The 22,674-nt window shown below is 57.1% G+C and carries 22 protein-coding genes; 14 read left to right on the top strand and 8 right to left on the bottom strand.

From position 1 onward, the window contains the following. Positions 1–72 precede the first annotated feature (72 nt). On the bottom strand, positions 73–759 hold the full coding sequence (locus ACZ5CE_RS04250; RefSeq protein ID WP_464576532.1) for an ABC transporter ATP-binding protein: 687 nt from the start codon (positions 757–759) through the stop codon (positions 73–75). Here ACZ5CE_RS04250 and ACZ5CE_RS04245 point away from each other — a divergent pair. Both ACZ5CE_RS04245 and ACZ5CE_RS04240 read left to right on the top strand, forming a co-directional pair. Further along, complete coding sequence (locus ACZ5CE_RS04245; RefSeq protein WP_464576530.1) at positions 758–1,423, top strand: arylesterase; 666 nt, start codon at positions 758–760, stop codon at positions 1,421–1,423. The two genes, ACZ5CE_RS04250 and ACZ5CE_RS04245, sit on opposite strands and share 2 nt — an antisense overlap. 140 nt (positions 1,424–1,563) lie before the next feature. Continuing rightward, complete coding sequence (locus tag ACZ5CE_RS04240) at positions 1,564–2,064, top strand: universal stress protein (protein ID WP_464576528.1); 501 nt, start codon at positions 1,564–1,566, stop codon at positions 2,062–2,064. A gap of 53 nt (positions 2,065–2,117) precedes the next feature. On the opposite strand, the gene ACZ5CE_RS04235 is transcribed toward ACZ5CE_RS04240, so the two are convergent. Then, the gene (locus ACZ5CE_RS04235) at positions 2,118–2,942 is read right to left on the bottom strand and encodes an outer membrane protein assembly factor BamD (protein ID WP_464576527.1); all 825 of its coding nucleotides are present in this window, start codon (positions 2,940–2,942) and stop codon (positions 2,118–2,120) included. Between ACZ5CE_RS04235 and rluD the strand changes: the two genes are divergently transcribed. The 5 genes from rluD (at position 2,941) to ACZ5CE_RS04210 (ending at position 8,038) form a co-directional block, all read left to right on the top strand. Further along, a complete protein-coding gene (gene rluD, locus ACZ5CE_RS04230; protein WP_464576525.1) occupies positions 2,941–3,978 on the top strand; it encodes a 23S rRNA pseudouridine(1911/1915/1917) synthase RluD in 1,038 nt (345 codons plus the stop codon). The two genes, ACZ5CE_RS04235 and rluD, sit on opposite strands and share 2 nt — an antisense overlap. After that, positions 3,971–4,720: a peptidoglycan editing factor PgeF gene (gene pgeF, locus ACZ5CE_RS04225; protein ID WP_464576523.1), complete on the top strand. Its 750-nt coding sequence runs from the start codon at positions 3,971–3,973 to the stop codon at positions 4,718–4,720. Before rluD ends, pgeF begins: the two co-directional genes overlap by 8 nt. Before the next feature lie 204 nt (positions 4,721–4,924). Next, positions 4,925–5,728 (top strand): ZIP family metal transporter, encoded by an 804-nt coding sequence (locus ACZ5CE_RS04220; RefSeq protein WP_464576521.1) that lies wholly within the window; start codon positions 4,925–4,927, stop codon positions 5,726–5,728. Between the two features lie 98 nt (positions 5,729–5,826). Continuing rightward, entirely contained in the window at positions 5,827–7,164 is a 1,338-nt protein-coding gene (gene rimO, locus ACZ5CE_RS04215) for a 30S ribosomal protein S12 methylthiotransferase RimO (protein WP_464576519.1), read from the top strand. Between the two features lie 247 nt (positions 7,165–7,411). Beyond that, the gene (locus ACZ5CE_RS04210) at positions 7,412–8,038 is read left to right on the top strand and encodes a hypothetical protein (protein ID WP_464576518.1); all 627 of its coding nucleotides are present in this window, start codon (positions 7,412–7,414) and stop codon (positions 8,036–8,038) included. 239 nt (positions 8,039–8,277) lie between these two features. Here the strand turns inward: ACZ5CE_RS04210 and ACZ5CE_RS04205 are convergent, their stop codons facing one another. Continuing rightward, positions 8,278–9,039: a PEP-CTERM sorting domain-containing protein gene (locus ACZ5CE_RS04205; RefSeq protein ID WP_464576516.1), complete on the bottom strand. Its 762-nt coding sequence runs from the start codon at positions 9,037–9,039 to the stop codon at positions 8,278–8,280. Between the two features lie 496 nt (positions 9,040–9,535). Here ACZ5CE_RS04205 and ACZ5CE_RS04200 point away from each other — a divergent pair, with 496 nt between their 5' ends. The 6 genes from ACZ5CE_RS04200 to ACZ5CE_RS04175 all read left to right on the top strand — a co-directional run bounded on the left by ACZ5CE_RS04200 (position 9,536) and on the right by ACZ5CE_RS04175 (position 14,748). Then, positions 9,536–10,660, top strand: coding sequence for an MlaE family ABC transporter permease (locus ACZ5CE_RS04200; protein WP_464576515.1), 1,125 nt, complete (start codon positions 9,536–9,538; stop codon positions 10,658–10,660). Then, positions 10,660–11,424 (top strand): ABC transporter ATP-binding protein, encoded by a 765-nt coding sequence (locus ACZ5CE_RS04195; RefSeq protein WP_464576513.1) that lies wholly within the window; start codon positions 10,660–10,662, stop codon positions 11,422–11,424. The genes ACZ5CE_RS04200 and ACZ5CE_RS04195 overlap by 1 nt, the downstream gene beginning before the upstream one ends. Positions 11,425–11,443: 19 nt before the next feature. Beyond that, positions 11,444–12,361 carry an MlaD family protein gene (locus ACZ5CE_RS04190; RefSeq protein WP_464576512.1) on the top strand — a complete coding sequence of 306 codons (918 nt, stop codon included), beginning with the start codon at positions 11,444–11,446 and terminating at the stop codon, positions 12,359–12,361. Between the two features lie 11 nt (positions 12,362–12,372). Next, complete coding sequence (locus ACZ5CE_RS04185; protein WP_464576511.1) at positions 12,373–13,008, top strand: ABC-type transport auxiliary lipoprotein family protein; 636 nt, start codon at positions 12,373–12,375, stop codon at positions 13,006–13,008. 70 nt (positions 13,009–13,078) lie between these two features. Further along, positions 13,079–14,419, top strand: coding sequence for a S8 family peptidase (locus ACZ5CE_RS04180; protein ID WP_464576509.1), 1,341 nt, complete (start codon positions 13,079–13,081; stop codon positions 14,417–14,419). A gap of 20 nt (positions 14,420–14,439) precedes the next feature. After that, complete coding sequence (locus ACZ5CE_RS04175; RefSeq protein WP_464576508.1) at positions 14,440–14,748, top strand: hypothetical protein; 309 nt, start codon at positions 14,440–14,442, stop codon at positions 14,746–14,748. A gap of 67 nt (positions 14,749–14,815) precedes the next feature. On the opposite strand, the gene ACZ5CE_RS04170 is transcribed toward ACZ5CE_RS04175, so the two are convergent. The 4 genes from ACZ5CE_RS04170 to ACZ5CE_RS04155 form a co-directional block, all read right to left on the bottom strand. After that, a complete protein-coding gene (locus tag ACZ5CE_RS04170; RefSeq protein WP_464576507.1) occupies positions 14,816–15,556 on the bottom strand; it encodes a copper chaperone in 741 nt (246 codons plus the stop codon). A 24-nt stretch (positions 15,557–15,580) separates the two neighbouring features. Further along, positions 15,581–17,038 (bottom strand): tyrosinase family protein, encoded by a 1,458-nt coding sequence (locus ACZ5CE_RS04165; protein WP_464576505.1) that lies wholly within the window; start codon positions 17,036–17,038, stop codon positions 15,581–15,583. A gap of 95 nt (positions 17,039–17,133) precedes the next feature. Continuing rightward, positions 17,134–18,165, bottom strand: coding sequence for an NAD(P)/FAD-dependent oxidoreductase (locus tag ACZ5CE_RS04160; protein ID WP_464576503.1), 1,032 nt, complete (start codon positions 18,163–18,165; stop codon positions 17,134–17,136). Positions 18,166–18,227: 62 nt separating this feature from the next. Next, a complete protein-coding gene (locus ACZ5CE_RS04155) occupies positions 18,228–20,516 on the bottom strand; it encodes a hypothetical protein (protein WP_464576501.1) in 2,289 nt (762 codons plus the stop codon). Between the two features lie 383 nt (positions 20,517–20,899). On the opposite strand from ACZ5CE_RS04155, the gene ACZ5CE_RS04150 reads away from it, so the two are divergent. Beyond that, positions 20,900–21,949, top strand: a complete 1,050-nt coding sequence (locus ACZ5CE_RS04150) for a DUF6607 family protein (protein ID WP_464576499.1) — start codon at positions 20,900–20,902, stop codon at positions 21,947–21,949. Between the two features lie 47 nt (positions 21,950–21,996). Here ACZ5CE_RS04150 and ACZ5CE_RS04145 read toward each other — a convergent pair whose 3' ends face one another. After that, positions 21,997–22,674: a DUF4197 domain-containing protein gene (locus tag ACZ5CE_RS04145; RefSeq protein ID WP_464576498.1), complete on the bottom strand. Its 678-nt coding sequence runs from the start codon at positions 22,672–22,674 to the stop codon at positions 21,997–21,999.

The following is a 22,674-nucleotide window of genomic DNA, read 5'->3' as shown; positions in this document are numbered from 1 at the left end:
CAGGTGGATACTTTCCGGATGCAAGCCGCTCAGTTGGCCCATTCCGGTTTCCTCTCATATGCCCCGTCCATGTCATGTTACGATTCTTCCCCCAGCCAGCCGTATCCGCGAAGCGCACCTGCTGGAAATCGCATCGTCATGCGTAACCAGAATCAATGTGGTACCCCGCTCCCGATTCAGCTCGAACATCAATTCTATAATTTGTGCGCCGGTAGCAGAATCGAGGTTTCCAGTAGGCTCATCCGCCAGCAGCAACTGCGGCTGGGTAACGAACGCCCGTGCAATCGCGACCCGTTGCTGCTCACCGCCCGACAACTGCTTGGGATAATGCTTCAGCCGGTGTCGAAGCCCCACCCGATCGAGCATCTCCAAAGCCGCGGCCTCCGCCGTGTCCACCCCCGCGAGTTCCAGGGGCAGCATGACATTCTCCATTGCCGTCAATGCAGGCAATAACTGGAATGACTGAAAAACGAAACCCAGCATGCGTGCCCGTACCGCCGCGCGAGCATCCTCGTCCAGCAGGAATATATCTTCTCCACCAAGTTGAACCTTGCCGGCCGACGGAATATCTAATCCTGCGAGCAGGCCAAGCAATGTCGACTTTCCCGAACCGGAGGCGCCAACCACGGCCACTGAATCGCCCGCATTTATTTCGAGGTTGATATCCTCCAGGATTGTAAGCTGTGCGTCGCCAGTGCTGACTTGCTTGGTCAAGGCAATTGCCTGCACAATAGGCCGTACAACAACATTATCCGTCATGAAAAAATTCCTGATTATACTTTCTATTCTTGCAAGTATTCCGCTCGCCAGATCGAGCGCAGCGGCCGTGCCCGATGCCACGGCCAATTCCACTACTGTGATGGTATTTGGCGACAGTTTGTCTGCCGGCTATGGCCTGCCGCAAGACACGGGATGGGTTAGTTTGCTGAAAAGACGGCTGCAAGCTCAATCGCAGGTGCGCCTCGTCAATGCAAGCCTCAGTGGCGAAACCGCTTCCGGGGGGCGCGTCCGAATCGAACAGGCGCTTAAAACGCATCGGCCGGATATCGTCATTCTCGAGCTTGGCGGTAATGACGGATTGCGTGGAGCATCGATCGACTCCATACGCGACAACCTTGAAGCAATCATTGAAGCATGCCAGCGAAGCAAAGCAACCGTCCTGCTGACCGGAATGCAACTGCCTCCCAATTATGGCATAGCCTACACCCAAAAGTTTCAGGATATTTACCCGCAACTGGCCAAGCGACACGGGCTCAAGCTGGTTCCGTTCCTGCTGGACGGCTTCGGCAACAAACGTGAATTTTTCCAGTCGGATGGAATACACCCGACGGCATCCGCCCAGGAGCGGATCGTGGAAAATGTATGGAAGATCCTGAGTACCATGCTCAAGCTGCAACAATCGGTGGCATACGAAAATAACTGATTGCGCGGTTGCCTGCGCCCCAACAATACTGTGGTGCGGTCGAAACATCCCCTCCGCTGCCCGATCCACGCTCCGCAGAGCTCCTCGGGCCACGCTCCGGGGCGCTCCTTCGCCAGAAACACGATCCACTCGAGACCACCATGAACGACTACCACCATATTTTACTTGCCGTGGACTTTGCTGAAACCGATGAGTATGTCATCCGGAAGGCCGGGCATCTGGCGGAAACGCTTCGGGCCAGACTGAGCATCATCCATGTGCTGGACAATATTCCGATGCCCGATATGGCGTATGGAACGATGATTTCCATGACCGGCGATTCTTCATACGAATTGCTGGAAGTGGAAAAATCGAGGCTGAATGAGATAGGCGCCCGTTTGAATATCGAGCCGGCCCGCCGGTGGATGGTATGGGGAGTGCCTGGCCAGGAAATCGTCAGGCTTGCCGAGCAGGAACAGGTCGATTTGATCATCGTCGGCTCGCACGGGCGTCATGGCCTCGCCCTGTTACTGGGCTCGACGGCGAGCAACGTGCTGCACCATGCCACTTGCGATGTGCTGGCGATCCGGTTGCAGAATGAGTCCAGCGTCCCGGAAGCAGCAGGATTATCCGGAAATCTCGCGCGAGCGGGAGCATCCTGAATGAGCATTCCCGTGAATTCCCGGCAGAAGCGAATTTTTTGAATGCGCCGGAACTACCAGAAACTCCACCAGGGTTCGCCGGTGGGGCCGGTCGAATCGGAGTAAAAACGGCTATTGGGAAAGTTCTTCCTCATCACTCTCTCGGCATCGTCGCGCAGATCTGTCATCCCCAGCGCATCGTATGCTTTCGTCATTATAAACAATGCCTCTTCGGTAGCTGGCGTCTGCGGATATTCCTTTAATGCATATTGCGCGCGATTGGCTGCGGCAACGTAGCCTCCGCGTTTCATGTAATAACGCGCGACCTGCACCTCGTTCAATGCCACGACGTTCACGAGATGCTTCATCCGTTGCACGGCATCCGGAGCATACTTGCTTTTTGGAAAACGGGTAACCAGTTCCCTGAAATTCTCGAACGATTCCCGTGACGCCTTCGGGTCCCGTTCGCTCATATCCTGCTTCAGAATTCTTTCCGTTACGATGCCCATCAGGCCCAGGTCATCGTTGAAGTTGGCCAACCCCTTGAGGTAATAAGCGTAGTCTACATTGACATGGTTGGGATGCAGCTTGATGAACCTGTCGGCAGAGGCAATGGTCGCCGCCTGCTCCCCATCCTTGTAATGCGCATAGGCAACTTCCAGCTGCGCCTGCTGCGCATAGCGGCCGTACGGATATCTTGCTTCCAGCTGCTCGAACAGCTTGATGGCCGCGCTGTAATTCCCTTCAGTCAGCTCATTTTTTGCTTCGGAATAATATTTTTGCGCCGACCAGTTCTTGGAATCGTCCGCATTCTGCTTGGGCAGCAAGCCACACCCTGATAACAGCAGGCCGCATCCGGATAGCAGCAACGCCACGAATAACGCTACACTACGGGACATGGTCACTTCACGGGAAAATAGGGAAACGGGCGCATATTATAACGCAAAGCCGCCGTTGCCCGAACTCGCGAAAGCAGTTTCGGTGCTGACCATTCCCGCCGAGTTGGCGGGAATGCGTCTCGACCTTGCGCTGGCCCGCCTCTTGCCAGACTGGTCCCGCACACGACTGCAAACATGGATACTGGAAAACCAGATCAGTATCGATGGAAAAAAAGCGACTGTAAAACAGAAAGTATGGGGTGGAGAACAGATCGAGATCCAAGTCGAGCTTTCCGGGAATCCGGCGCAAGCCGGCCATACGCCCGAAGCCTTGCCGCTGGACATCGTTCACGAGGATGACGCCATCGTGGTCATCAATAAACCAGCCGGAATGGTCGTGCATCCCGGCAGCGGCAACTGGCAGGGAACCATGCTGAATGCCTTGCTGCATCATGCGCCCGGATTGAATGCCGTGCCGCGCGCGGGCATCGTCCATCGGCTGGACAAGGACACCAGCGGACTGCTGGTTGTGGCAAAGACCCTGCAAGCTCAAACCAGCCTGGTGCGCCAACTGCAGGAACGATCGGTCAAGCGCGAATATCTTGCACTAGTGCTCGGCCAGGTTTCCACCGGTGGATGGGTGGATGCTCCCGTGGGTCGGCATCCGGTCCAGCGCACCAGAATGGCCATCACCGCCGGGGGCAAGCCAGCCCAGACTGCCTATCATCCCGAGGAAATGCTCGATGGCTGCACGTTGCTTCGGTGCCGCCTCGAGACGGGGCGCACGCATCAGATTCGCGTGCACATGCAATCCATCGGGCATCCGCTCCTGGGCGACCAGGTATACGGAGGCCGGCCAAAAGACATCTCCTCCTGCCTCGCGCAATGCCTTTCCGGTTTCTCCAGACAAGCCTTGCATGCGCAAAAGCTGGAACTCGCTCATCCGCAGCATGGTGGGCGAGTGGAGTGGGAAGTCGCGTTGCCCGAGGATATGCATAGCCTGCTGTCGGTATTGCGGCAACGCGGAACAGTTCCGCAGATTCCCTTCCATGCGTGACTGGATCATGCCGCAGTGGCCCGCTCCAGGCAACGTCCGGGCGTTGTTTACCACGCGCAACGGCGGAGTTGGCAGAGATCCTTATGCCACTTTCAATCTGGGCGATCACGTCGGGGATGATCCGCAAATCGTCAGCAGGAATCGCCTGCTGCTGCGGGAGATATTGCCATCCGAGCCAATGTGGCTGAAGCAAGTGCATGGCAGGCGCGTGTTGAACGCCGATCATGACGACTGTTCGATTCCCTGCCACGCGGACGCCTCATTCAGCTCTCGTCCCGGCAGCGTTTGTGCGGTAATGGCGGCTGATTGCCTGCCGATACTGATATGCGACCGTGCAGGCACGCTGGTCGGCGCCATTCATGCCGGCTGGCGCGGCCTTGCAACGGGGGTGATCGAGCAGGCGATATCGGAAATGCGCGAGTCCAGCCATGCGGATCTCTGTCTCATGGCCTGGCTGGGCCCCGCGATCGGACCCGATCATTTCGAAGTTGGCGACGAAGTGCGCGAGGCGTTCGTCGCACGGGACCCGCTATCCACCCGGGCTTTCCGCCGCCACGCCGCCGCGCAAACACCCAGGTGGCTTGCCGATCTTTTCCTACTGGCGCGGCTGTCGCTCAACAGGGCCGGTATTACCGAGATCCATGGTGGAAACGAGTGCACATTCAGTAATCCCGAAAAGTTTTTCTCCTATCGCCGCGATGGTCAAACCGGGCGGATGGCTGGCTTGATCTGGCTGACCTAAGGAGCCGCCCACCACCCACGTGCCCCAATGCCTCTGGCCTTCCGCCCCGCGTTTGCCGCGTTCGCCGCTGAATGGCACTGCTTCCCGTAGCGCTGCCACCCACCTGAAGCCAGATCATCTTGGGCATGCAGATAGCGGTGGCGAGCCGATAGCCCATTTTCCATGCGGCAACGCGTATAATGCCGCATTTTTTGCGAACGATTCATGTCCACTCTTGCCTGGATCATAGGCACCAGCCTGGTTGGCGGCTTGCTAAGCATCCTGTTCGCCGCTGCGCTGACGCTCAATACGCGCGCCGTATGGGTGCAGATGCTGGTTTCCTACGCCATAGGCGCGCTGCTGGGTGCGGCTTTCCTCAATGCCATGCCCGAAGCGCTCGAGCTTTCGCAGGAGCCGGGACGAATGACTGCCACGGTCCTGTTCGGGATACTGTTATTTTTCATCCTCGAAAAACTGGTGCTATGGCGCCACTGCCACAGCGAGGAATGCGAAGCGCATGAGCACCTGCCCTCCGTCACCATGGCCGCCGCGCCCGGCCATGAACATGACAACGGCCGCAGCGGCATGTTGATCATGCTCGGCGATACATTCCATAATTTTGTCGACGGCATACTGATCGCGGCCGCTTTCATGGCGGACATACAATTGGGAATCGTGACCTCGATCGCCATCATCGCCCATGAAATCCCCCAGGAAGCCGGGGATTTCCTGATACTGCTCAATTCGGGCTATACTCGGCGGCAGGCCCTGCTATTCAACCTTCTATCCAGTTTCGCCACGCTCCTGGGGGGAATTTTGACCTATTTCATGCTGCAGGATGTGAATCATCTCATTCCTTCGCTGCTGGGGTTGGCTGCCGCCAGCATGATCTACGTCGCGATGTCTGATCTGATTCCTGGCCTGCACAAGCGGCCGGAGATCGGTGCAACCATCCAGCAGGTCGCGCTGATAACGCTGGGCATCAGCTCGATCTGGCTTGCCAACCAGCTTTTCTCTCATCATGCCTGATCATGCCTGAGTCCGCCGCTTCGTCACAAAACTTCGATACGGTCCGGTACCATTCCATTCGCCGTATTTTTCATCACCCGATGCACCCCTGATCGACTATGCCTCGACCTGAAGAATCACCCCCGACAATCGGCTTCGTCTCGCTTGGCTGCCCCAAGGCACTGGTGGATTCCGAGCAGATTCTGACGCAGTTGCGCGCGGAAGGTTATGCCACCTCCTCTACCTACGAAGACGCCGACATCGTGGTCGTCAATACCTGCGGCTTCATCGATAGCGCCGTGGAAGAATCCCTGGATGCGATCGGGGAAGCGCTTGCCGAAAATGGCAAGGTCATCGTTACCGGCTGCCTCGGCGCAAAGGAAGGAGGTGAGGTGATAAGGCGCGCCCATCCCCAGGTGCTGGCTGTCACCGGTCCGCAGGCATTGCCCGAAGTCATGGCGGCGGTGCACCAGCATCTCCCGCAACCCCATGATCCCTTCACCAGCCTGATTCCGCCCCAGGGAATAAAACTCACCCCGCGGCATTATGCTTACGTCAAGATATCGGAGGGCTGCAATCACCGCTGCACCTTCTGCATCATTCCATCCATGCGGGGCGATCTCGTCAGCCGCCCCATCAACCAGGTCATGCAGGAAGCGGAAAACCTGGTAGCGGCGGGCGTAAAGGAACTGCTCGTCATTTCGCAGGACACCAGCGCTTACGGGGTCGATATCAAATACCGCACCGGCTTCTGGCGAGGCCGGCCGCTCAAGACCCGCATGACGGAACTCGCCAGCGCCCTGGGAAGCCTGGGTGCGTGGATACGGCTGCACTATGTCTATCCCTATCCCCATGTCGATGAAGTGATTCCGCTGATGGCCGAAGGAAAAATTCTTCCTTACCTCGACGTGCCGTTCCAGCATGCCAATCCTCGCGTTCTCAAGGCGATGAGGCGTCCCGCAAGCGCCGAGAATAACCTGGCACGCATTCGGCAATGGCGGGAGATCTGCCCGGAAATCACGCTTCGCAGCACATTCATCGTGGGCTTCCCCGGCGAAACCGAAGTAGAATTTGAACAGCTTCTGGAATTCCTCGAAGAAGCGCAACTGGACCGCGTGGGATGTTTCGCCTACTCGCCGGTCGAGGGTGCAGCGGCAAATGCCTTGCCCGATCCCGTTCTGGAGGAAGTAAAAGAAGAACGGCGCGCCCGCTTCATGGCAGTGCAGGAAAAAATCAGCACCGCGCGCCTGAGGGGAAAAATCGGCCGGCGCATGCTCGTACTGGTGGATGAAGTGCAGAAAAATCGCGCCATCGCCCGCAGCGCGGCGGACGCGCCCGAAATTGATGGCGTGGTCTATATCCGCAATGCGAAGAATCGAAACCCCGGGGATTTGATCGAAGTCGAGATCGTCGGCTCGGACACGCATGATTTGAGAGCAAGAGAGGTACGGCCGTGACGGGCGGGAGGTAGCGGGAGGTAGGGCGCAATGCGCTTTGCTTTATTGCACCCTACTCTCTGGTGCGTGAAACGCAAAAAATAGCACCATTACCTGTAGCAGCACCGATGCGCCCGAAATCGATGGCGTGGTCTACGTCAGTCCCATACTACCGGAACATGCGGTGGACCTTGTTCATATCCCGGAGCTTAACCCGACCGCATAGGAGTCCGGCGGTAGGGCGCAATTGCGCTAGGAAAAAGCGCGATTGCACGCAAGACACGACGGAATTGCGGCAACCCGGACACCGATCTGGCACAGGAATGGCTTGACCGCGTACAAGCGAAGCTGCAATGATTCAGGGTGCTTCGGCATGGAGTACCGTGCAAAAATCAACCTGAAACGGGAGATCGATTTGAAGAAGATTCTTGCGATGATGCTGGGTTTCACCGTTATGACGACAACGGCGATGGCCAACGAAACGGATAAACGCAAGGTGCTGCCGCTCGCGGAGCATCAGCGGAATCACGTGCTGACCGAGATGCGCGCCCTGCTATCGGGAACAGGAAATATCCTGGAAGCGCTATCCAGGGAGGATATGGCCGCGGTCGCGGCTCATGCGCGCGCTCTCGGCATGGGAATGGCGCACAAGGGCGAGGATCATCTTCTCGCGGTGATTCCGAAAGAATTCATGCAGCTGGGCATGGCGACTCATAAGGACTTCGACAAGATAGCGGCGGATGCAGAGTCACTGAGAGATCCGAAACATACCTTGCGCCAGTTGAGCGAGTCGATGAAAAAATGCAGTGCATGCCACGAAAGCTACCAGATTCGCGTGGAAAATCCCGCGGGAGTGGCGGCAAGAGAAACGCAGTCACTGCACCATCACCAATAGGACAATATCGACGATGGTCAATATCCTGCCTTGGCGCGGTAGCCATTACCTCGCCATTTTGACGTACGAAGCATTTCAAAAAACTTTCCGTTCCTCTGTAATGCCGAAACGCCCAGAAAAATAATCAGGATCAGGGGATGTGTCATGAGCCGACAAAATCGCCCCCCGATCCTGATCTGCGATTATTATTATTTTTGCTGCTGCTTTATTATTGTTATGTCTTTCAATTCCTCGACCAATTAAACCGTGCGCCGCCGTCCCTTTGCCCAGAGCCCAACCAGGGCGATTCCCATCAGGGCCAGTGTTCCAGGTTCCGACACGGGGGTATCCGGCAGGACTGTTATATATTCCCCCTTAATCTGACTGATCTTGAAATAGTCATAGTTCTTGTCGCCACCACCGGAATTATAAGGTTGCGGAGCAAAAATCAAATAACGGCCCGTCAGGTCCGTATTGAAGTTTTTCACGGTATCGACAGCAACATTGTTGAAGCTGAACATCGTAAAACCCAGGCTTGCGAGGTCGGAAAATGCGGTACCAGCGAAGTTATAGCCTGCCGCAAGCGTATCTCCGCCTATCCACGCGCGTATGTCGGCATCGCCACTCTTCCAGCCGATCATGAAGCTCTCCGGACTGAACGTGGTGCTGCTGAACTCGAATACCACGAGATCGTCCCTGCCGTAATTATCGATTGAATGATTGGGCGAGCTGTTTTCCTCGCTTTGGTCCGGATTTCTCACTCCGATACCGCCATCATAGACGTTGATCGTGGCTTTCTTGAAATCCCCCGTACCGCTGTCGTTGTTGGTGGAATAGGCCCTTGCCTTCAGCACATCCCCGCTTCGGGTAAAGATGCAGCCATTTCCTACCCCGCTGGTGCAGCTGATCGTGGTCGAACTTCCGCCGGTTTCGGTGTTCCAGGTGATCATGGATGCATTGACATTACCTACAAAACCCGCCACCGATATCATTACCGCTCCCGCGCTAGCAAATTTTTTCATTATTTCCTTGGATGATTTTGAATGTTTTTCTTATAAACCTCTTTTTCTACTCAATTAAGCAAAGAGTATGCCATGTTTACACATTGCTATAAAACAGTCGCTTGCAGTCGTATTTCAAGAATCGGAAATAGAGATTGTAAGAATTTTCGGCAACCGGAAAGCCTTTAAAATATATCAACCCTTTTCGGGGCATGAGGTTAAAACGAGCCAGAATGGGTCCAATATAGAAAGAAATGTGGGAACATTTCGGGATATGGTGCAGGACAATAGTTGCTTCAACTCATACTCGAACAACTGACATCGTCCGTCGCTTGACCTAAAAACCTCGAATGGGTTCTACTAGCGAAAACTTGTTTGACACAATTCATACAGCATTTCGCCTTGCTGGGAACAGCAAAAGGCGGCTGGCAACCGCTGCGAAAATTCTCCGCTTCCGGTCTTCCTGCCGCTCATGCAGTACGGGACAACACCAATGCCGGAAAATCCATTTCGAGAAATGTCGCCATCCGCCCACCGCATAAAGGATAGGAGTGGCGTGCCGCGGCTGATGCTCACGGGCAGATTCACGCTGGCCGCGCTTGGGCGGCGCATGCATGCCATGTCTTCCGAACTTGCGGCGCATGCAACTGATCCCGAACTGCAATGGGATCTTACCGGCATTGAGCAGATGGATGATGCGGGGGCCGTATTGCTATGGCGCGCCTGGGGCTCACGCCGTCCCCGCCGCCTGCAGCTTCGGCCTGAGCAGGAAAGGCTGTTCACGCGCATGAAGGAAGCGCCGCATTCGCCCGCGCCCGCGCGGTCGGATTTGCTATGGCCCGTTACCACTGTGGGAAAGGCAGTCTTTCTGCTATGGGAGCATATGAACGGCCTGGCTGTGCTGGTCGGCCAGATGATGCTGGACATCGTGTACCTGATCAGCCATCCCGCCCGCATTCCATGGCGGGAAATTTCCGCAAACCTGTACCGTACCGGCGCGCAAGCACTTGGCATCACAGCGCTCGTCGGATTTCTCATCGGCATAGTGCTCAGTTTTCTTTCGTCCCGGCAATTGCAGATGTTCGGCGCCGACGTATTCATTATCAATATACTCGGCGTCAGCGTCATTCGTGAACTGGGTCCCATGCTGGCAGCCATTCTCGCGGCAGGCCGCTCGGGCTCCTCCATGACAGCGCAGCTGGGTGTAATGAGAGTGACAGAGGAACTGGACGCCCTGACTGTAATGGGCATACCTCACAGTCTGCGCCTGGTGCTGCCGAAAGTGATCGCGTTGGGGATCGCGATGCCCCTCGTGGTGCTATGGACCAGCGCGGTGGCCCTCATGGGGGGAATGGTCGTCGCGGATTTCCAGCTCGGGCTGAGCTACCAGTTTTTCGCAAGCAAGCTGCCGGACGTGGTGCCAATCGCCAATCTCTGGCTGGGATTGAGTAAAGGCGTGGTGTGTGGAATGGCGATAGCCTTGATATCATGCCATTTTGGCTTGAGAATCAAATCCAACACCGAGAGCCTCGGAGAAGGCACCACGAATTCGGTGGTGACTTCGATTACTGTCGTCATTATCATCGATGCGATTTTTGCCATTATTTTTGCCAACGTCGGACTACGGTTGGGCAACAGCTGATGGCGAATGGAAGCTGCGTCATCGAGGTCGAAGGATTGTATACGCGTTTCGGCAGCCACCTCGTGCACGAAAATATCAATCTGTGCGTGCAGCGGGGAGAGGTCCTGGCGCTCGTGGGGGGTTCAGGCGCGGGAAAGACAACCTTGATGCGGCAGATGCTCGGTCTCGAGATGCCGGCACAAGGCACTGTCCGGGTTTTTGGCGAATCCCTGCATGGGCATGATCGCAAAAAATTGCAATCGATGCGCAACCGCTGTGGGGTGCTGTTTCAGAAAGGCGCGCTATTCAGCGCATTGTCAGTATATGACAATATCGCGTTGCCGATGCGCGAGCTGCACACCATGGGCGAGGACATGATCCGGGACCTCGTCATGCTCAAGCTGAAAATGGTCGATATTGCCGCCCAGCACGCCAGCAAGCGCCCTGCGGAACTCTCGGGCGGCATGATCAAGCGCATCGCGCTGGCACGGGCGATGGCGCTCGATCCGGAGCTGCTGTTTCTGGATGAACCTACTGCCGGGCTGGATCCGGAACTGAGCGAAGGATTCGTAAACCTCATACAGGCCATGCGCACCGAATTGACACTTACCATTATCATGGCGACGCATGACTTGGATACGCTTGCGGCCCTGGCCGACCGGGTAGCCGTCATAGCTGACCGGCATGTCGTTGCCTTGGGCAGCCTGAAGGAAATCGCAAACTCGAACCATTTATTTGTCGAGAACTTTTTCCATGGGGTACGGGGCAGGAAGACACTAGGGTGATATTTTATAGGGAACCATCATGGAAAACCGTGCCCATGCCCTTGTGGCGGGTCTATTCGTAATCTTTCTGGCCGCGGCGGTTGCAGCAGTGGCGATATGGCTCGGCGGAGGCGCCACCACGCGCGACAAATACCTGCTGGTCTCGGAATTTCCGGTCAATGGGCTTAATTCCCAGGCCGTGGTACGCTACCGTGGGGTAACGGTAGGAAAAGTGGAAAGCATACGCCTGAACCCGGAGAATCCCCATTTCATCCATATTCGCATCGCGGTGGATCGGGATCTGCAGCTCACCCGGAACACTTACGCGCAACTTGGCTTCCAGGGTTTGACGGGGCTCGCTTTCGTGCAGTTGAATGACGACGGCAAGCAAGCGGAACCGCTGGTTACCAGCGTCGATGATCCCGCACAGATTCCGTTTCGTCCCTCCACGCTCGATGGCTTGGCCGAATCCGGGCAACGCCTGCTCGGCAACGCAAACGGGCTGATAGAGCAGTTGAACCTGCTTCTCAATGACCAGAACCAGGCCCAATTTGCAGCCATCCTGGAAAATACGCGGGGTGCGACAGGCCGCTTGCAGAACGTCCTGAGCCAACTCGAGCCAGGTATCCAGTCGCTGCCTGCTCTGGCTGCCGACGCAAGCGCCGTGCTGAAACGTACCGATCAACTGGTCGCCGACCTTAACCAGATTGCCGTGAAGGCAAACCAGCAAGGAGGGGTTGTCGACAATTTGTCACACACGGCGGGGGAGCTTGTCGATACCATGCATAAGCTGCGTGAGGCGACCGAAGGAATCACGCGCAATACTCGCAGTATCGATCGCGTGCTTTTGCAGGTGGAAGAGCAGCCGCGAAGTTTGCTGTTCGGCCGGTCGCCGCCTCTACCAGGACCGGGAGAAGAGGGGTTTGTACCGCCCCCGGCATCTCCCTCCATACCTTGAGAAATCTTGAGATGAAGAAATTTCTCATTATTGTGGCGGTATTCGCTGCGGGGTGTGCCGCCACGCGCGCCCACACACCCGCTTCGATATATGATTTTGGCCTTGACCGACCGCCCGCCCGGGCAACTGGCGCCTCTTCCCACCTGGCGGAGATTTCCGCAAAACTTTTGGTGATCACCACCTCTCCCACCTGGCTTGATAACCCGGCCATTCGATATCGCCTTGCTTACCATAATCCCGGGCAGACCTACATCTACGCGAATAGCCGATGGGTATCACCCCCTGCGGCCTTGCTTGCCCAGCGGGTCAAAAAGCAAATTACCTCCGCGGGCGGCAGCGCAGTAGTAAGCAGCGGAGATGGCGTGCGGACGGACTATGCGCTACGCCTTGATCTGGAGGAGTTTACCCAGGTATTCGAAATGCCGGGAAAAAGCCGCGTCATGGTGGCGCTGCGCGCCAGCCTGATCGAGCCGGGAACGCGCACGCTGCTTGCTCAGCGCAGTTTCCAAATGGAACAACCAGCTCCGGAAGCAAATGCGGCAGGAGCCGTGACCGCGCTGACGGAAGCGAGCGACGCGCTGATTGACAACCTTATCGGCTGGCTTGGCCAGGAGTTATCGGAGACAAAGGGAAAAGCGTCCCGTTGAACTGAGCTGTACTTGTTGGAAAAAGCATCTTTTACAGGTATCTGGATAAAACTCTTCAGGAATTGAAAAGATGACGATCCAGGAACAACTGGAAGCAATGGGCCATGCTCGCGTTATCGTTGTGCTTAAGCCCATGAGGAAGAAACGGGCGGGCGGGCGCATGTCACTTGCGTTGTCCGAGACCATTTCTCTTCAGCAGGAGGCTGCCCGCGCGCTCGAAAAATTCTTCAAGCCTTTTTCGAATTCCCGGACCACCATCCTTGCCCGCGAAATCGACACAGTTCGAGATCATGCCGGACAGGCGCTGGGCCGGGCGATAGCGGATATCGCTCCATCACGTCCCCTCTATGCGAGCGATCCGAACGCGGCAGCCGTTCAGGAGAATATGGGACTCAGATACTTTCCCAATCTGGGCATTCTGTTCGGTACGGTCGACGAGAAAGGCATGGACGGGCTTCGGTCTCAGGCCGACGTGGTTTCGTCGCTTTTCTCTCCACCCGAAATGAGCCTGATCCATCCGGTCGAAGAAGCGGCGCTTGCAGGACCTGATCCAGGAAATTCCTGGGCATTGGAACGTCTGCATGTTCCCCAATTATGGGATAAAGGCTTGACGGGGAATGGCATCCTGATCGGCCATCTTGATACAGGGATAGATACCACGCACCCCGCGCTTGATGAGGCAATCGACTCGTTCGCCGAGTTTGATGCGATTGGCCGGCTGGTAGCCGGCTCTCAAATGACAGATAGCGGATTTCATGGGACCCATACCGCGGGCATCCTCGTCGGGAGGCCGTATCAAGGCGTAACATTTGGTGTAGCTCCGGGCGCGAAGCTCGCTGCCGGGATGGTCATCGAACACGGGGATACGGCTGCGCGGGTTATTGCCGGACTCGAATGGTGTATTGGACAAGGTGTGCGAATCGTAAGCCTCTCGCTAGGGGTTCGGCAATACGAACCATTGTTTTCGCGCATCTTTCAGCTTCTACGGCAACGAAACATCCTTCCGGTGGCGGCGATCGGAAATGAAGGCGCGCAAACAAGCCGCACTCCCGGAAACCTGCCGGAAGTCCTTTCCGTGGGCGCCATGGACCAGACCGACCAGATATGGTTCAACTCGTCCAGCCAGCAGCTTTCCGAAAAACATAGGCGGATAGTGCCCACCGTCATCGCGCCGGGTGTCACCATCTGGCCCTCCGTACCCAATGGCGGACTGCGGGGTTTCTCCGGGACTTCAATGGCTGCGCCGCATGTAGCCGGCTTGGCCGCGCTATTGATGCAGCACCGGCCGGACGCTACAGTCGATCAGGTTGAAAAGGCGATTCTGGCCTCGTGCAGCCGTCCAGACACAATAAGCACATTAAGGGGGAATAAAGGCGTCCCGGATGCGGTCAAAGCACTGGATGGACTCTAAACGCAGAGGTGGCAAGGTAAATGGATAAGCTGAAGATCGATCCGCAGTTGCTGCATGCGCTCGAGGATACGGCAGCGCCAAAGGGTCCGGTTCAGGCTGTGGTGACAGTGGGCACCCCCGGGCGTGCAAGCCCCATGGCGCCGGCCGAAACCGAGAAGGTGGTCAATGCTATTGTCGATCGCGCGGCGCGAGAATGTAATTCATTGCCGCATAAACTGGTTATTTTTCCAAATCTGCAATCATTTTCAATCGAGGCTGATCCCATACTCCTACGGAAGATACTGGACGAGGATGCGGTCGATGCCGCCACACTCAATATCAAACCTTGACGCCATCCTCGCTGCCCCACTCTGGCGGCCTTCTCCGTGCGGCACGCAGGCACATCGACCGCTCGCGTCAGGATGAAAGAGCAATGACGGCCGAAACACACACTAGCGCAATCGCGGGGACGACTTGGTGTATACGTTGATATGCCCGCTCGAAATAGAGCAGCAATGCCAATATCATGGCAGATGCAATACCCGGCAGCGCACTCATGACGGCCAGCATCAGCGGCAGGCATACCGTGATGCACGCCGCGCCGTGGAATATACCGAAGCGCATGCAATCCAGATCTGCGGCCGCGCCGCGCGGGGTCAATGCCACGCTGCGATGGCATTTCCGCATGGCAGCGGCGCGCCATGGCGACAATTGCCATCCCGCCACTGCCAGCAAGGCCATCGAGCCGGTAGCGGGAACCGCAATCAGGGCAGCCACATCCGGTATCAGCAAAAACCCCATGACGCCCGCGCCCGCGAACATCCAGGCTGCGCCATATCCGGCAAGAAAGCCGGCGATGGCTCTTCCTCGGCGCCAGCGATAACTCCTGAAAGCCACCTGGCGTATCGGGACCACAAGCAGGGGAAGCATCATGGCAGCAATCATCAAGAACCAATGCTCGGCAGCTGCCGCAAATAAGTCCACAGCAAATAAAGGGGGGCCGCCGCCGGAAAGGGAGGTTCGCAGGGAATTGTCGTGATGATTCGAGACGGCAAGAAGGCATGCCCAGGCAACGCCGCTTGGCAGAGTCGTCCATAACGTCACACGGTCGATGCTCCGGATATTTGCGGAAAAGGCCAGCGCCAGTCTTACCGCCATTTCGGTTCCCGTTCAGCAATAGGTTCAGCGATAGTAAAGGCTGATGCGGCCTACCTGCGGGCCCTCGCCGTCCTGTTCGCGCTGCTTGGGAACAAAGGTAACCTTCAGATTCTCTTCGTTCCATTCATTTCTTTGCTTCAAGCGATTAACCGCGTCAGTGATGTCGAGAACATAAGTAAGTCCGCTGCCTCCATGCGGGTCATCCCGGCGCGACGCTTCCGTCAACCCGAACATCGGCAGGAGGCCCGCGTAATGGGATGCGCCTTCTGGGTCGTCCGCCGGCGCGTTGACAAAAACTTTATAACTCGATGCCTTCCCAGCCCCCACGATGTTCTCCATGTTGAGATAAATCCTTTGCGGTTCCCCTTCGGCCAGCGCCGCCAGATTCTCGGTAATCGCCGTAGGGTCAATCTGCACGTTGGCCGTGGTGGGTGAAGAAGAAAGCCGGACAGTTTCTTCCGATGCGCCGACAAGCGTTGCTGGGCCTGTTCCCATGATTATTTCCTCCTCCGCCAGACCGGCGGCTGCCAAAGGATCGGAGATATCTTCATAACGATATGACAACAAGGGCGTAGTTGTATCGATCACCTCATCAGAAGTATGCGTCACGATCGCACCAGTTGCATCGTGGAAATCAAAATCGGTCCCCGAAGGCGCACCCCAACTGGGATCAGTGGGATTCTGGAACTGGCTTCCGCGCCCCAGCCATACCTCCCACAACCGGTCGATATTGGCATGGTGCAGCCAGAAAAGCGGATCCAGGCCCGCGGTTTCAAATGCGCCCATCCAGCCTGAAACTGCTACATGTATGGAACCGTGCGGTACCCGTTCGAGATCACCGATGACACCGCCGGAATGCTGGAATCCTGTTCTGGGACCTCCAAATCCCGATGGCACGCCAAATCTGCCCGTCCTGAATGGAACGGTGAGCAGGCAACCCAGGTCCGTATCCGACGAGTCGATACCAAAATCTCCCGTCTGCCTGCCCTGCTGGCTGAGGCTCGGAGTCTGGCCTCTTTCAGCGTCGGCAAGACTGTTGGGAGAGCCATCCGGAAGACTGGCATCACGGAACTCCCGGCGCACCAACTTCGCTTGGGGATTTCCCTCGTCGCTGTAATTCCAGTAAGGCAACGCCCAGTGATCCGGCCCGCCGAGGGCTACGACATGAGAACGCACGATCTGCTCGAAGAAGCCCAGATACAAGCGATGCCATGGGAGGAAATACCAGCTGCCGTGTTGGCACTGGTTCCAGAATCGCCTCCTATGGCTCAGGGAAGGCAGGCTATCGGTCGCAGCTGCCAAAGGGTCTTGGTTTCGAAGATATGCATGAATCGCCGCCTGATACCGCCAACTGGCGGAATTACGGATAGGCAACTGGCGCATCCTGGCTACCGCACGGGCGTACCATAGAAGCGTGTCATCCCACGTCGCGAGTTTCCAGACATCTTCCCGTACCCTTACTCCATTGACGGCAGGTTTCATTTTTGTTTCCTCTCGAAAAGTTTAAATATACGTTTGCCCCTGTTATTTCGTGTCGTCCAAACCGTTTCATACTGACCCCGCAAACCGCCGTCCAATTACTTTCCCGCCTGCTCCTTGAGCGTTGCTTTTCCCGATCCATCCCGATAATACAAGTTGCCAAGGCTGTTTCTATGATGATCATATAGCGCCGCCATCCACTCGGCATAAGCCCGGGCCGCGGCCTCTTCATCGCATCCGGAGATCGCGCGCGCTGCAAGGTCGGCGGCAAGCATGCCGCTCATCAATGCGCGCAAGACGCCATTGGATGAGGCTGGATCGAGCAGTGCGGCGGCGTCTCCCAGCAGGAAATAGCCGGGCCCGGCACAAGACGGATGGAGCCGCCATGTCATATCGAGGCCGGCTGCACCCTTTCCGCCATGACGCACGCCTATCGAATGTTCCATTCCGGGTTGCGCCGCCTGATCCAGCGTCACCCACGCGATTCTGTCATCGCCAAGGGGAGCAAGCCATTCCCACCCATCTTTGCGCTGGCGAAACAGGGGCTGCCCCTCCAGGCATCGATCACTCCCATCCTTCCAGCCGAAGCGCACGCGCAAGGGAGGTCCCGCACGATCAACGCAGAGGTTCAACTTACGCGCGAGCCACGCATGCCGCCCGGTTGCGTCGAAAACCCAGCGAGCCCGAATCTCCGATTCCTTGCAAACTACGCCGTCGACACGGCCATGCTGCAGAATGGCGTCTTGCGCCGTGACTGCTTCCTTGAACACTGCACCTGCCTCGCTTGCGGCGCGCCGCAGGATACCATGTAGAGTCCGCCGGTCGGCCTGAAAGCCAAGCCACTTCCCATTGCTGTCTGAACCGTATGGCGTGAGCGTGCGTACGCCATTGCTCTCGCGCCAGATACCGTGGTGCCGATAAAAACCGGCCGCTGTAATGTCATTCCAAACTCCCAGCTTTCTCAATATCGGCTCGACACCGGGATGCAGCGTTTCGCCCGGGGCATTATGAACAGAAGTGCAAGCTTCGATCAGGATCGTTTCCAGGCCAGCCTGGCGAGCGGAGATTGCTGCCGCGCAACCCGCAGGGCCCGCGCCGATAACAAGGATATCCGTGCGCTTCCGGGACATGCGGTTACCCACGGATTACCCGCGGATCAGCCCACGGTGCAGGCACTCCCTTCTCTCCTGGCTCATCTTTCACTGGAGGCGCTCGCCCACCTGAGATCATGCTCGCGCTTGGTCAGCACCGCCTTTGAATCGGGGCTCGCGAAGAAAAAGCGCAAATCCTGCAATGGGAAGCGGTCCAGATAAGGGCTTATTTTCTCGCGCGCGGCTACCGCCGGGCTTTTGCATAACTCCATCCGGTAAATCTGACCGCGTAGAATCGTATGAGCCTCGCTTTGGGCCTGCTGCAGCTCGACGTCCGCGGAAGTGATGACCCGGAAGGAAAGCACCAGCCATTCCCGGCGGGTTTTACTTATATCGCTCAGGTTCCCTGCCACGCTGTAGGCGCGGCTCACCGCCAGTATACGATCCTGGTAATCTTCGGCACTGATCTGCGCCGTCAGCCGGATACTGAGCCGGTTCTGCATGACTTGCCTTACATAGTCGGCATTCAGGAACGATGCGATCTCCACGTGCCGTTCCCCATTGTGGCTGACCACACGAGGTCCGGTAATGCCATCCCAGGGAAGGGACCCGGCCTGTCCTATCTCCTCGTCGGTGAGCGGAGCAACCGTCCCGCCCGTGTTGCCGATCGGCGTGGCAAAGGTACGAAAGACATCCGGGGCGACTGCCGGCCAGAAGGTGCTGAGGGCGGCGCACAATTTGGCATCTTCCGGAAAGGGGCTGCCCAGGGCGTAGCTCGCGAGATGTCCCACCCCATCTGCCCCAGGTTGCCGGTCCATTCCCACATCCCATCCCGGCGCGAAAACTCCCGCAGCGTCATCCGGGAGGGAAGACGCCCGCAGGACATCGGGCTGCTGCGGCCATACGGCCGGCAAGCCCTCGGGCGCGCCCATCCCGACAACGGCGGTGATGGTCATGTCATCGGCCTCGAACGGATTGCCCTCAAGCTGGAGATTGGCTGGGAGGCGCGTTTCACTCAGGGGAGTCGGAGGAACCGACCAGAGCTCCCCACTAAACTGGGCAGGAATATCCTTGCTCCTGCTCCACTCCGAGACTTCGAATTGCCCGCAAGCGGGAAAGAAATCCGGGGCGCACACCAATGCGTAGGCAGCGACAAACGGGATATTCCGACCAGCCAGAGCCGGGATATTCGCGTCCACCCAGCCGTCCCCGGAAAAATCGACGTAGTGCAACGCATCATAGGGCTCCTTCTTCATCGCGCCGATGACATCGGTATTATCGTTGAGATCGATGAACCGGCCATCTTTTACCTGGGTTCGCGCATGGACATATTCGGGGGCGGAACCGCGGCCGACCCCTGCTGTTGATGGTTCAAAAGCGGCAAAAACATCCACGAAATCGGGAGTAACCCTGAACGTAAGAGGCTTTCCATCCACCACGGCGGCTTCCACCAGGCTGGGGCGCACCGCGGGGACCAGCCATCCGGGACCCAGTTCCGGCTCCGCGGACCAGTCCGCTATTTCCCTGTCCCGGATGACGTAGGGGAAGCTTTCCGGCAGCGGGTCGGTTCCGAGCGCCTTATGAACTCTCTGGATTTTAAGGTTGAACAGGTGGGCGCCGAATGACAGGCCAAGATCCATTCCCTCGATGCAGTCGCTGCCAGGGAAAAGCTTATGGACAGGAACCAGGAGATCCCTGTCCGCTTCGTCGCCCGCGCCTCCCACGCTGCTTTCAAGTATGGGTGAAACCCGCGTATCGCGGCCTTTCCTCCTTACTGCGAGCCATGCGGTAAACCGCGCCGGCAGCACCCGTATGCCATGCGGATTGTCTTCGTCCTCGGGCCAGAAACCGCGCACATCAGGATGATAGCGAGGCCGCGCCGTACCCACGCGCGCAATGCCGGTACGCGAAAAAACAAGATCCGCGTGACGGCCATCGACCGTATCCGAGGCCGGGCGGTATTCGCAGGAAAAAACCGCCACCGCCACCTGGGAAGCGCCGCCGTTATCCCGGATGAATTTGGGCAGCGACACCGGCGCAAGGCTGAAGATGAAATTTTCGAGCAGGTCGAGTTCGGCTGGCGTTGCAAAGCCCTGAAGCGGACGCCCCTCGTGATCGCGGGTGACCAAGGGACTCGCCAGCGCATGATACAGCAGGCTCAGAGAGGGCTGCCCCGGCGTTATCGCCTTGTTCCCCTTGACCGCAAAATCTTCAAAGCCGGTCAAGGTGCGATCGATTTCTCCCAGATTCCTCGTCAGTTCCCGCTGCAGTGCCGCGGGAGTGGATTGAGCAATATCGAGCCTGTTTCGGGTCACGTTCTGCAGCAGGGCACGCCACCCCAGCGGCGCAAGCCGGTCGCAAACTGCTTTGATATCATCGATTCGTGCCATGAACCCTCCTCTTTTTACAATATGACCCTGCTCTTATTCTTTATAGCCGCAAAATATGGAAGAGCAAATCTTTTCCCTCGCGCACCCATCTCGATGCCATCGCAGGCAGGAGATCAATCGGGGCTCTTCCAAGCGGCGCAGGTGTGCCGATCATCAGCCAAACGCCCTTGCGCAAACCGCGCGTGGCGATTTAAGCAACCGATGGTAATGATTATCATTTATAATACAATCCTGCGACGGCCATGCCAGTCCGCTGGATCAACCCGGTTGAATTTCGGCGCAGTTATCCGGAAAATGCACTTATACCCATTTGCGCGATTCGCTCGCCGCCGGCTTTTTTTTCTGGCAGCTCAACCGCATTGTAAGGATGCAAGGAGATATTGATGAAACGTTCATTCCTGATAGTCACATGCTTGCTCGCGCTCCCGGTTCTTACCGCATGCGCAGGAAAATCCATGCTCGCCAAACCCTCTTCATCCGGCGATGCCGGCTATGCAACAGTGGAACGTCCGGTCGCGGGCTGTGCTGCGGGAGAAAACGCATTTGACTGTGATCGCCGGGCTATCCTGGCCATGCTGGGCAACTATCAGGTCAAATTCAATTTCGACGAAACCGTCGTGCTGCAGCCAGGTTACGTGCGAAGAGAACCCAAGCGCAGCGCGGCATTTGAGCATGTATTGCTGGTCGAGGATGCAGGCAAGCGTATTTCCCTGCAGCATATTCTTGTAATGGGCGGGGGTGCGGTAACCAAGCACTGGCGCCAGGACTGGATCTACGAATCACCCAGGCATTGGGTCTTCGTTGGAAAAGAACGCTTCGAGCCGCGTGAGCGCGAAGCGGCTGCGATTCCCGGCACGTGGACGCAATTGGTGTACGAAGTCAATGACGGACCGCGTTATACAGGTAATGGCAAATGGAATCACAAGTATGGGGTATCAACCTGGACCTCCGACCGTACCTGGCGGCCGCTTCCCCGACGGGAATACACCAAGCGAGACGATTACCAGTTGATCAACGGCGAAAACCGGCACACCATCACGCCGCAGGGCTGGGCGCACGAGCAGGACAATACCAAGGTGGTGCGCACGGAAAGCGGCAAGGACATCCCCCTGGTGCGGGAGTTTGGTTTCAACGAGTACCGCCGCATCCAGGGCTACGACTTCGAGCCCACCTCCACTTACTGGCAGTCAACCTCCAGCTTCTGGGAAGCGGTGCGCAACCGCTGGGATAGCGAGTTTGCCAGACACGGCAGCGTTACCCTCAACATCCGCCCGGGCGATGAAACCTTCAATAAGGCGATGCTTGAACTGGCGGATGCTTACGCGAAAGATCCGCGACTGGACGAGTTTTTGCCCAGGGTGGAGGAACTGTTCCGCAAATTCGTCAATGCGGGCAATTCCAGCGTGGCCAGCGCTTCCGGGACTTCCAGGTAATGGTTGCTTCTCCACAGAGCCGAAGAAACTGACGCGTGTCTATCCTTCTATTTCACGGAACCGAACACCTTCCGCAATAGTCCGTTGGCCTGATTGCCAGGATCGCTTCGAATGGCTTGTTCTTCCTCGGCCATGATCAGGAAAAGCCCATCCAGGGTCTTCTGGGTGACATAGTTTTCTATCTGGGCGTCCTTTTCCGCCACCAGGCCGAGTTTCACGCCCTTTCCGGCAAAATCGTTGTATTTTTTCATCAGCCCCACCTGGCTCGTCGCCTCTTTCACGATCGGGAGGAATTTCTGCGTCAGTTCTTCCGATGCGGCGCTCCGAAAATACTGGGTGGCCGCATCGTCGCCCCCTGCAAGAATCTTCCCTGCGTCCTCAATTGGCAGGTTTTCGACTGCTGCCATCAGTAGCGGCGCGGCTTCCGCCGTTGCTTTTTCTGCTGTGCGGTTCATGGCCACTATCAGATTATCGGGATGTTTGTTCATGCCCAGCGTACGCATCACGCCTTCTACCTTCTGCAATGCCCCTGGCAATGGAATTTTGACTTTCGGGTTCCCAAGAAATCCGTCCGCCACGCCCAGCCTTTCGACAGCCACCTTGGTGCTTTGGGCGAGCGCCTGCTTCAACCCCTCCATGGTATCTTTTTGAGAGAGTGTCTCCTCCTCGGCAGAAAAAGCGGGCGTGCAAAAGAAAAGCCATGCGAAAGCAGCTATGGTGCGCAT

The sequence above is a fragment of the Nitrosospira sp. TNL200 genome, assembly GCF_055386305.1.
The sequence above is the reverse complement of the archived record's forward strand: the minus strand, read 5'-3'. Positions and strand labels throughout refer to the sequence as shown.

Excerpts from the sequence above, each read along its gene's own strand:
- ACZ5CE_RS04245 (WP_464576530.1), top strand. The coding sequence starts at position 758 with ATGAAAAAATTCCTGATTATACTTTCTATTCTTGCAAGTATTCCGCTC.
- ACZ5CE_RS04250 (WP_464576532.1), bottom strand. The coding sequence starts at position 759 with ATGACGGATAATGTTGTTGTACGGCCTATTGTGCAGGCAATTGCCTTG.
- ACZ5CE_RS04240 (WP_464576528.1), top strand. The coding sequence starts at position 1,564 with ATGAACGACTACCACCATATTTTACTTGCCGTGGACTTTGCTGAAACC.
- rluD (WP_464576525.1), top strand. The coding sequence starts at position 2,941 with ATGGTCACTTCACGGGAAAATAGGGAAACGGGCGCATATTATAACGCA.
- ACZ5CE_RS04235 (WP_464576527.1), bottom strand. The coding sequence starts at position 2,942 with ATGTCCCGTAGTGTAGCGTTATTCGTGGCGTTGCTGCTATCCGGATGC.
- pgeF (WP_464576523.1), top strand. The coding sequence starts at position 3,971 with ATGCGTGACTGGATCATGCCGCAGTGGCCCGCTCCAGGCAACGTCCGG.
- ACZ5CE_RS04220 (WP_464576521.1), top strand. The coding sequence starts at position 4,925 with ATGTCCACTCTTGCCTGGATCATAGGCACCAGCCTGGTTGGCGGCTTG.
- rimO (WP_464576519.1), top strand. The coding sequence starts at position 5,827 with ATGCCTCGACCTGAAGAATCACCCCCGACAATCGGCTTCGTCTCGCTT.
- ACZ5CE_RS04205 (WP_464576516.1), bottom strand. The coding sequence starts at position 9,039 with ATGAAAAAATTTGCTAGCGCGGGAGCGGTAATGATATCGGTGGCGGGT.
- ACZ5CE_RS04200 (WP_464576515.1), top strand. The coding sequence starts at position 9,536 with ATGTCGCCATCCGCCCACCGCATAAAGGATAGGAGTGGCGTGCCGCGG.
- ACZ5CE_RS04195 (WP_464576513.1), top strand. The coding sequence starts at position 10,660 with ATGGCGAATGGAAGCTGCGTCATCGAGGTCGAAGGATTGTATACGCGT.
- ACZ5CE_RS04190 (WP_464576512.1), top strand. The coding sequence starts at position 11,444 with ATGGAAAACCGTGCCCATGCCCTTGTGGCGGGTCTATTCGTAATCTTT.
- ACZ5CE_RS04185 (WP_464576511.1), top strand. The coding sequence starts at position 12,373 with ATGAAGAAATTTCTCATTATTGTGGCGGTATTCGCTGCGGGGTGTGCC.
- ACZ5CE_RS04180 (WP_464576509.1), top strand. The coding sequence starts at position 13,079 with ATGACGATCCAGGAACAACTGGAAGCAATGGGCCATGCTCGCGTTATC.
- ACZ5CE_RS04175 (WP_464576508.1), top strand. The coding sequence starts at position 14,440 with ATGGATAAGCTGAAGATCGATCCGCAGTTGCTGCATGCGCTCGAGGAT.
- ACZ5CE_RS04170 (WP_464576507.1), bottom strand. The coding sequence starts at position 15,556 with ATGGCGGTAAGACTGGCGCTGGCCTTTTCCGCAAATATCCGGAGCATC.
- ACZ5CE_RS04165 (WP_464576505.1), bottom strand. The coding sequence starts at position 17,038 with ATGAAACCTGCCGTCAATGGAGTAAGGGTACGGGAAGATGTCTGGAAA.
- ACZ5CE_RS04160 (WP_464576503.1), bottom strand. The coding sequence starts at position 18,165 with ATGTCCCGGAAGCGCACGGATATCCTTGTTATCGGCGCGGGCCCTGCG.
- ACZ5CE_RS04155 (WP_464576501.1), bottom strand. The coding sequence starts at position 20,516 with ATGGCACGAATCGATGATATCAAAGCAGTTTGCGACCGGCTTGCGCCG.
- ACZ5CE_RS04150 (WP_464576499.1), top strand. The coding sequence starts at position 20,900 with ATGAAACGTTCATTCCTGATAGTCACATGCTTGCTCGCGCTCCCGGTT.
- ACZ5CE_RS04145 (WP_464576498.1), bottom strand. The coding sequence starts at position 22,674 with ATGCGCACCATAGCTGCTTTCGCATGGCTTTTCTTTTGCACGCCCGCT.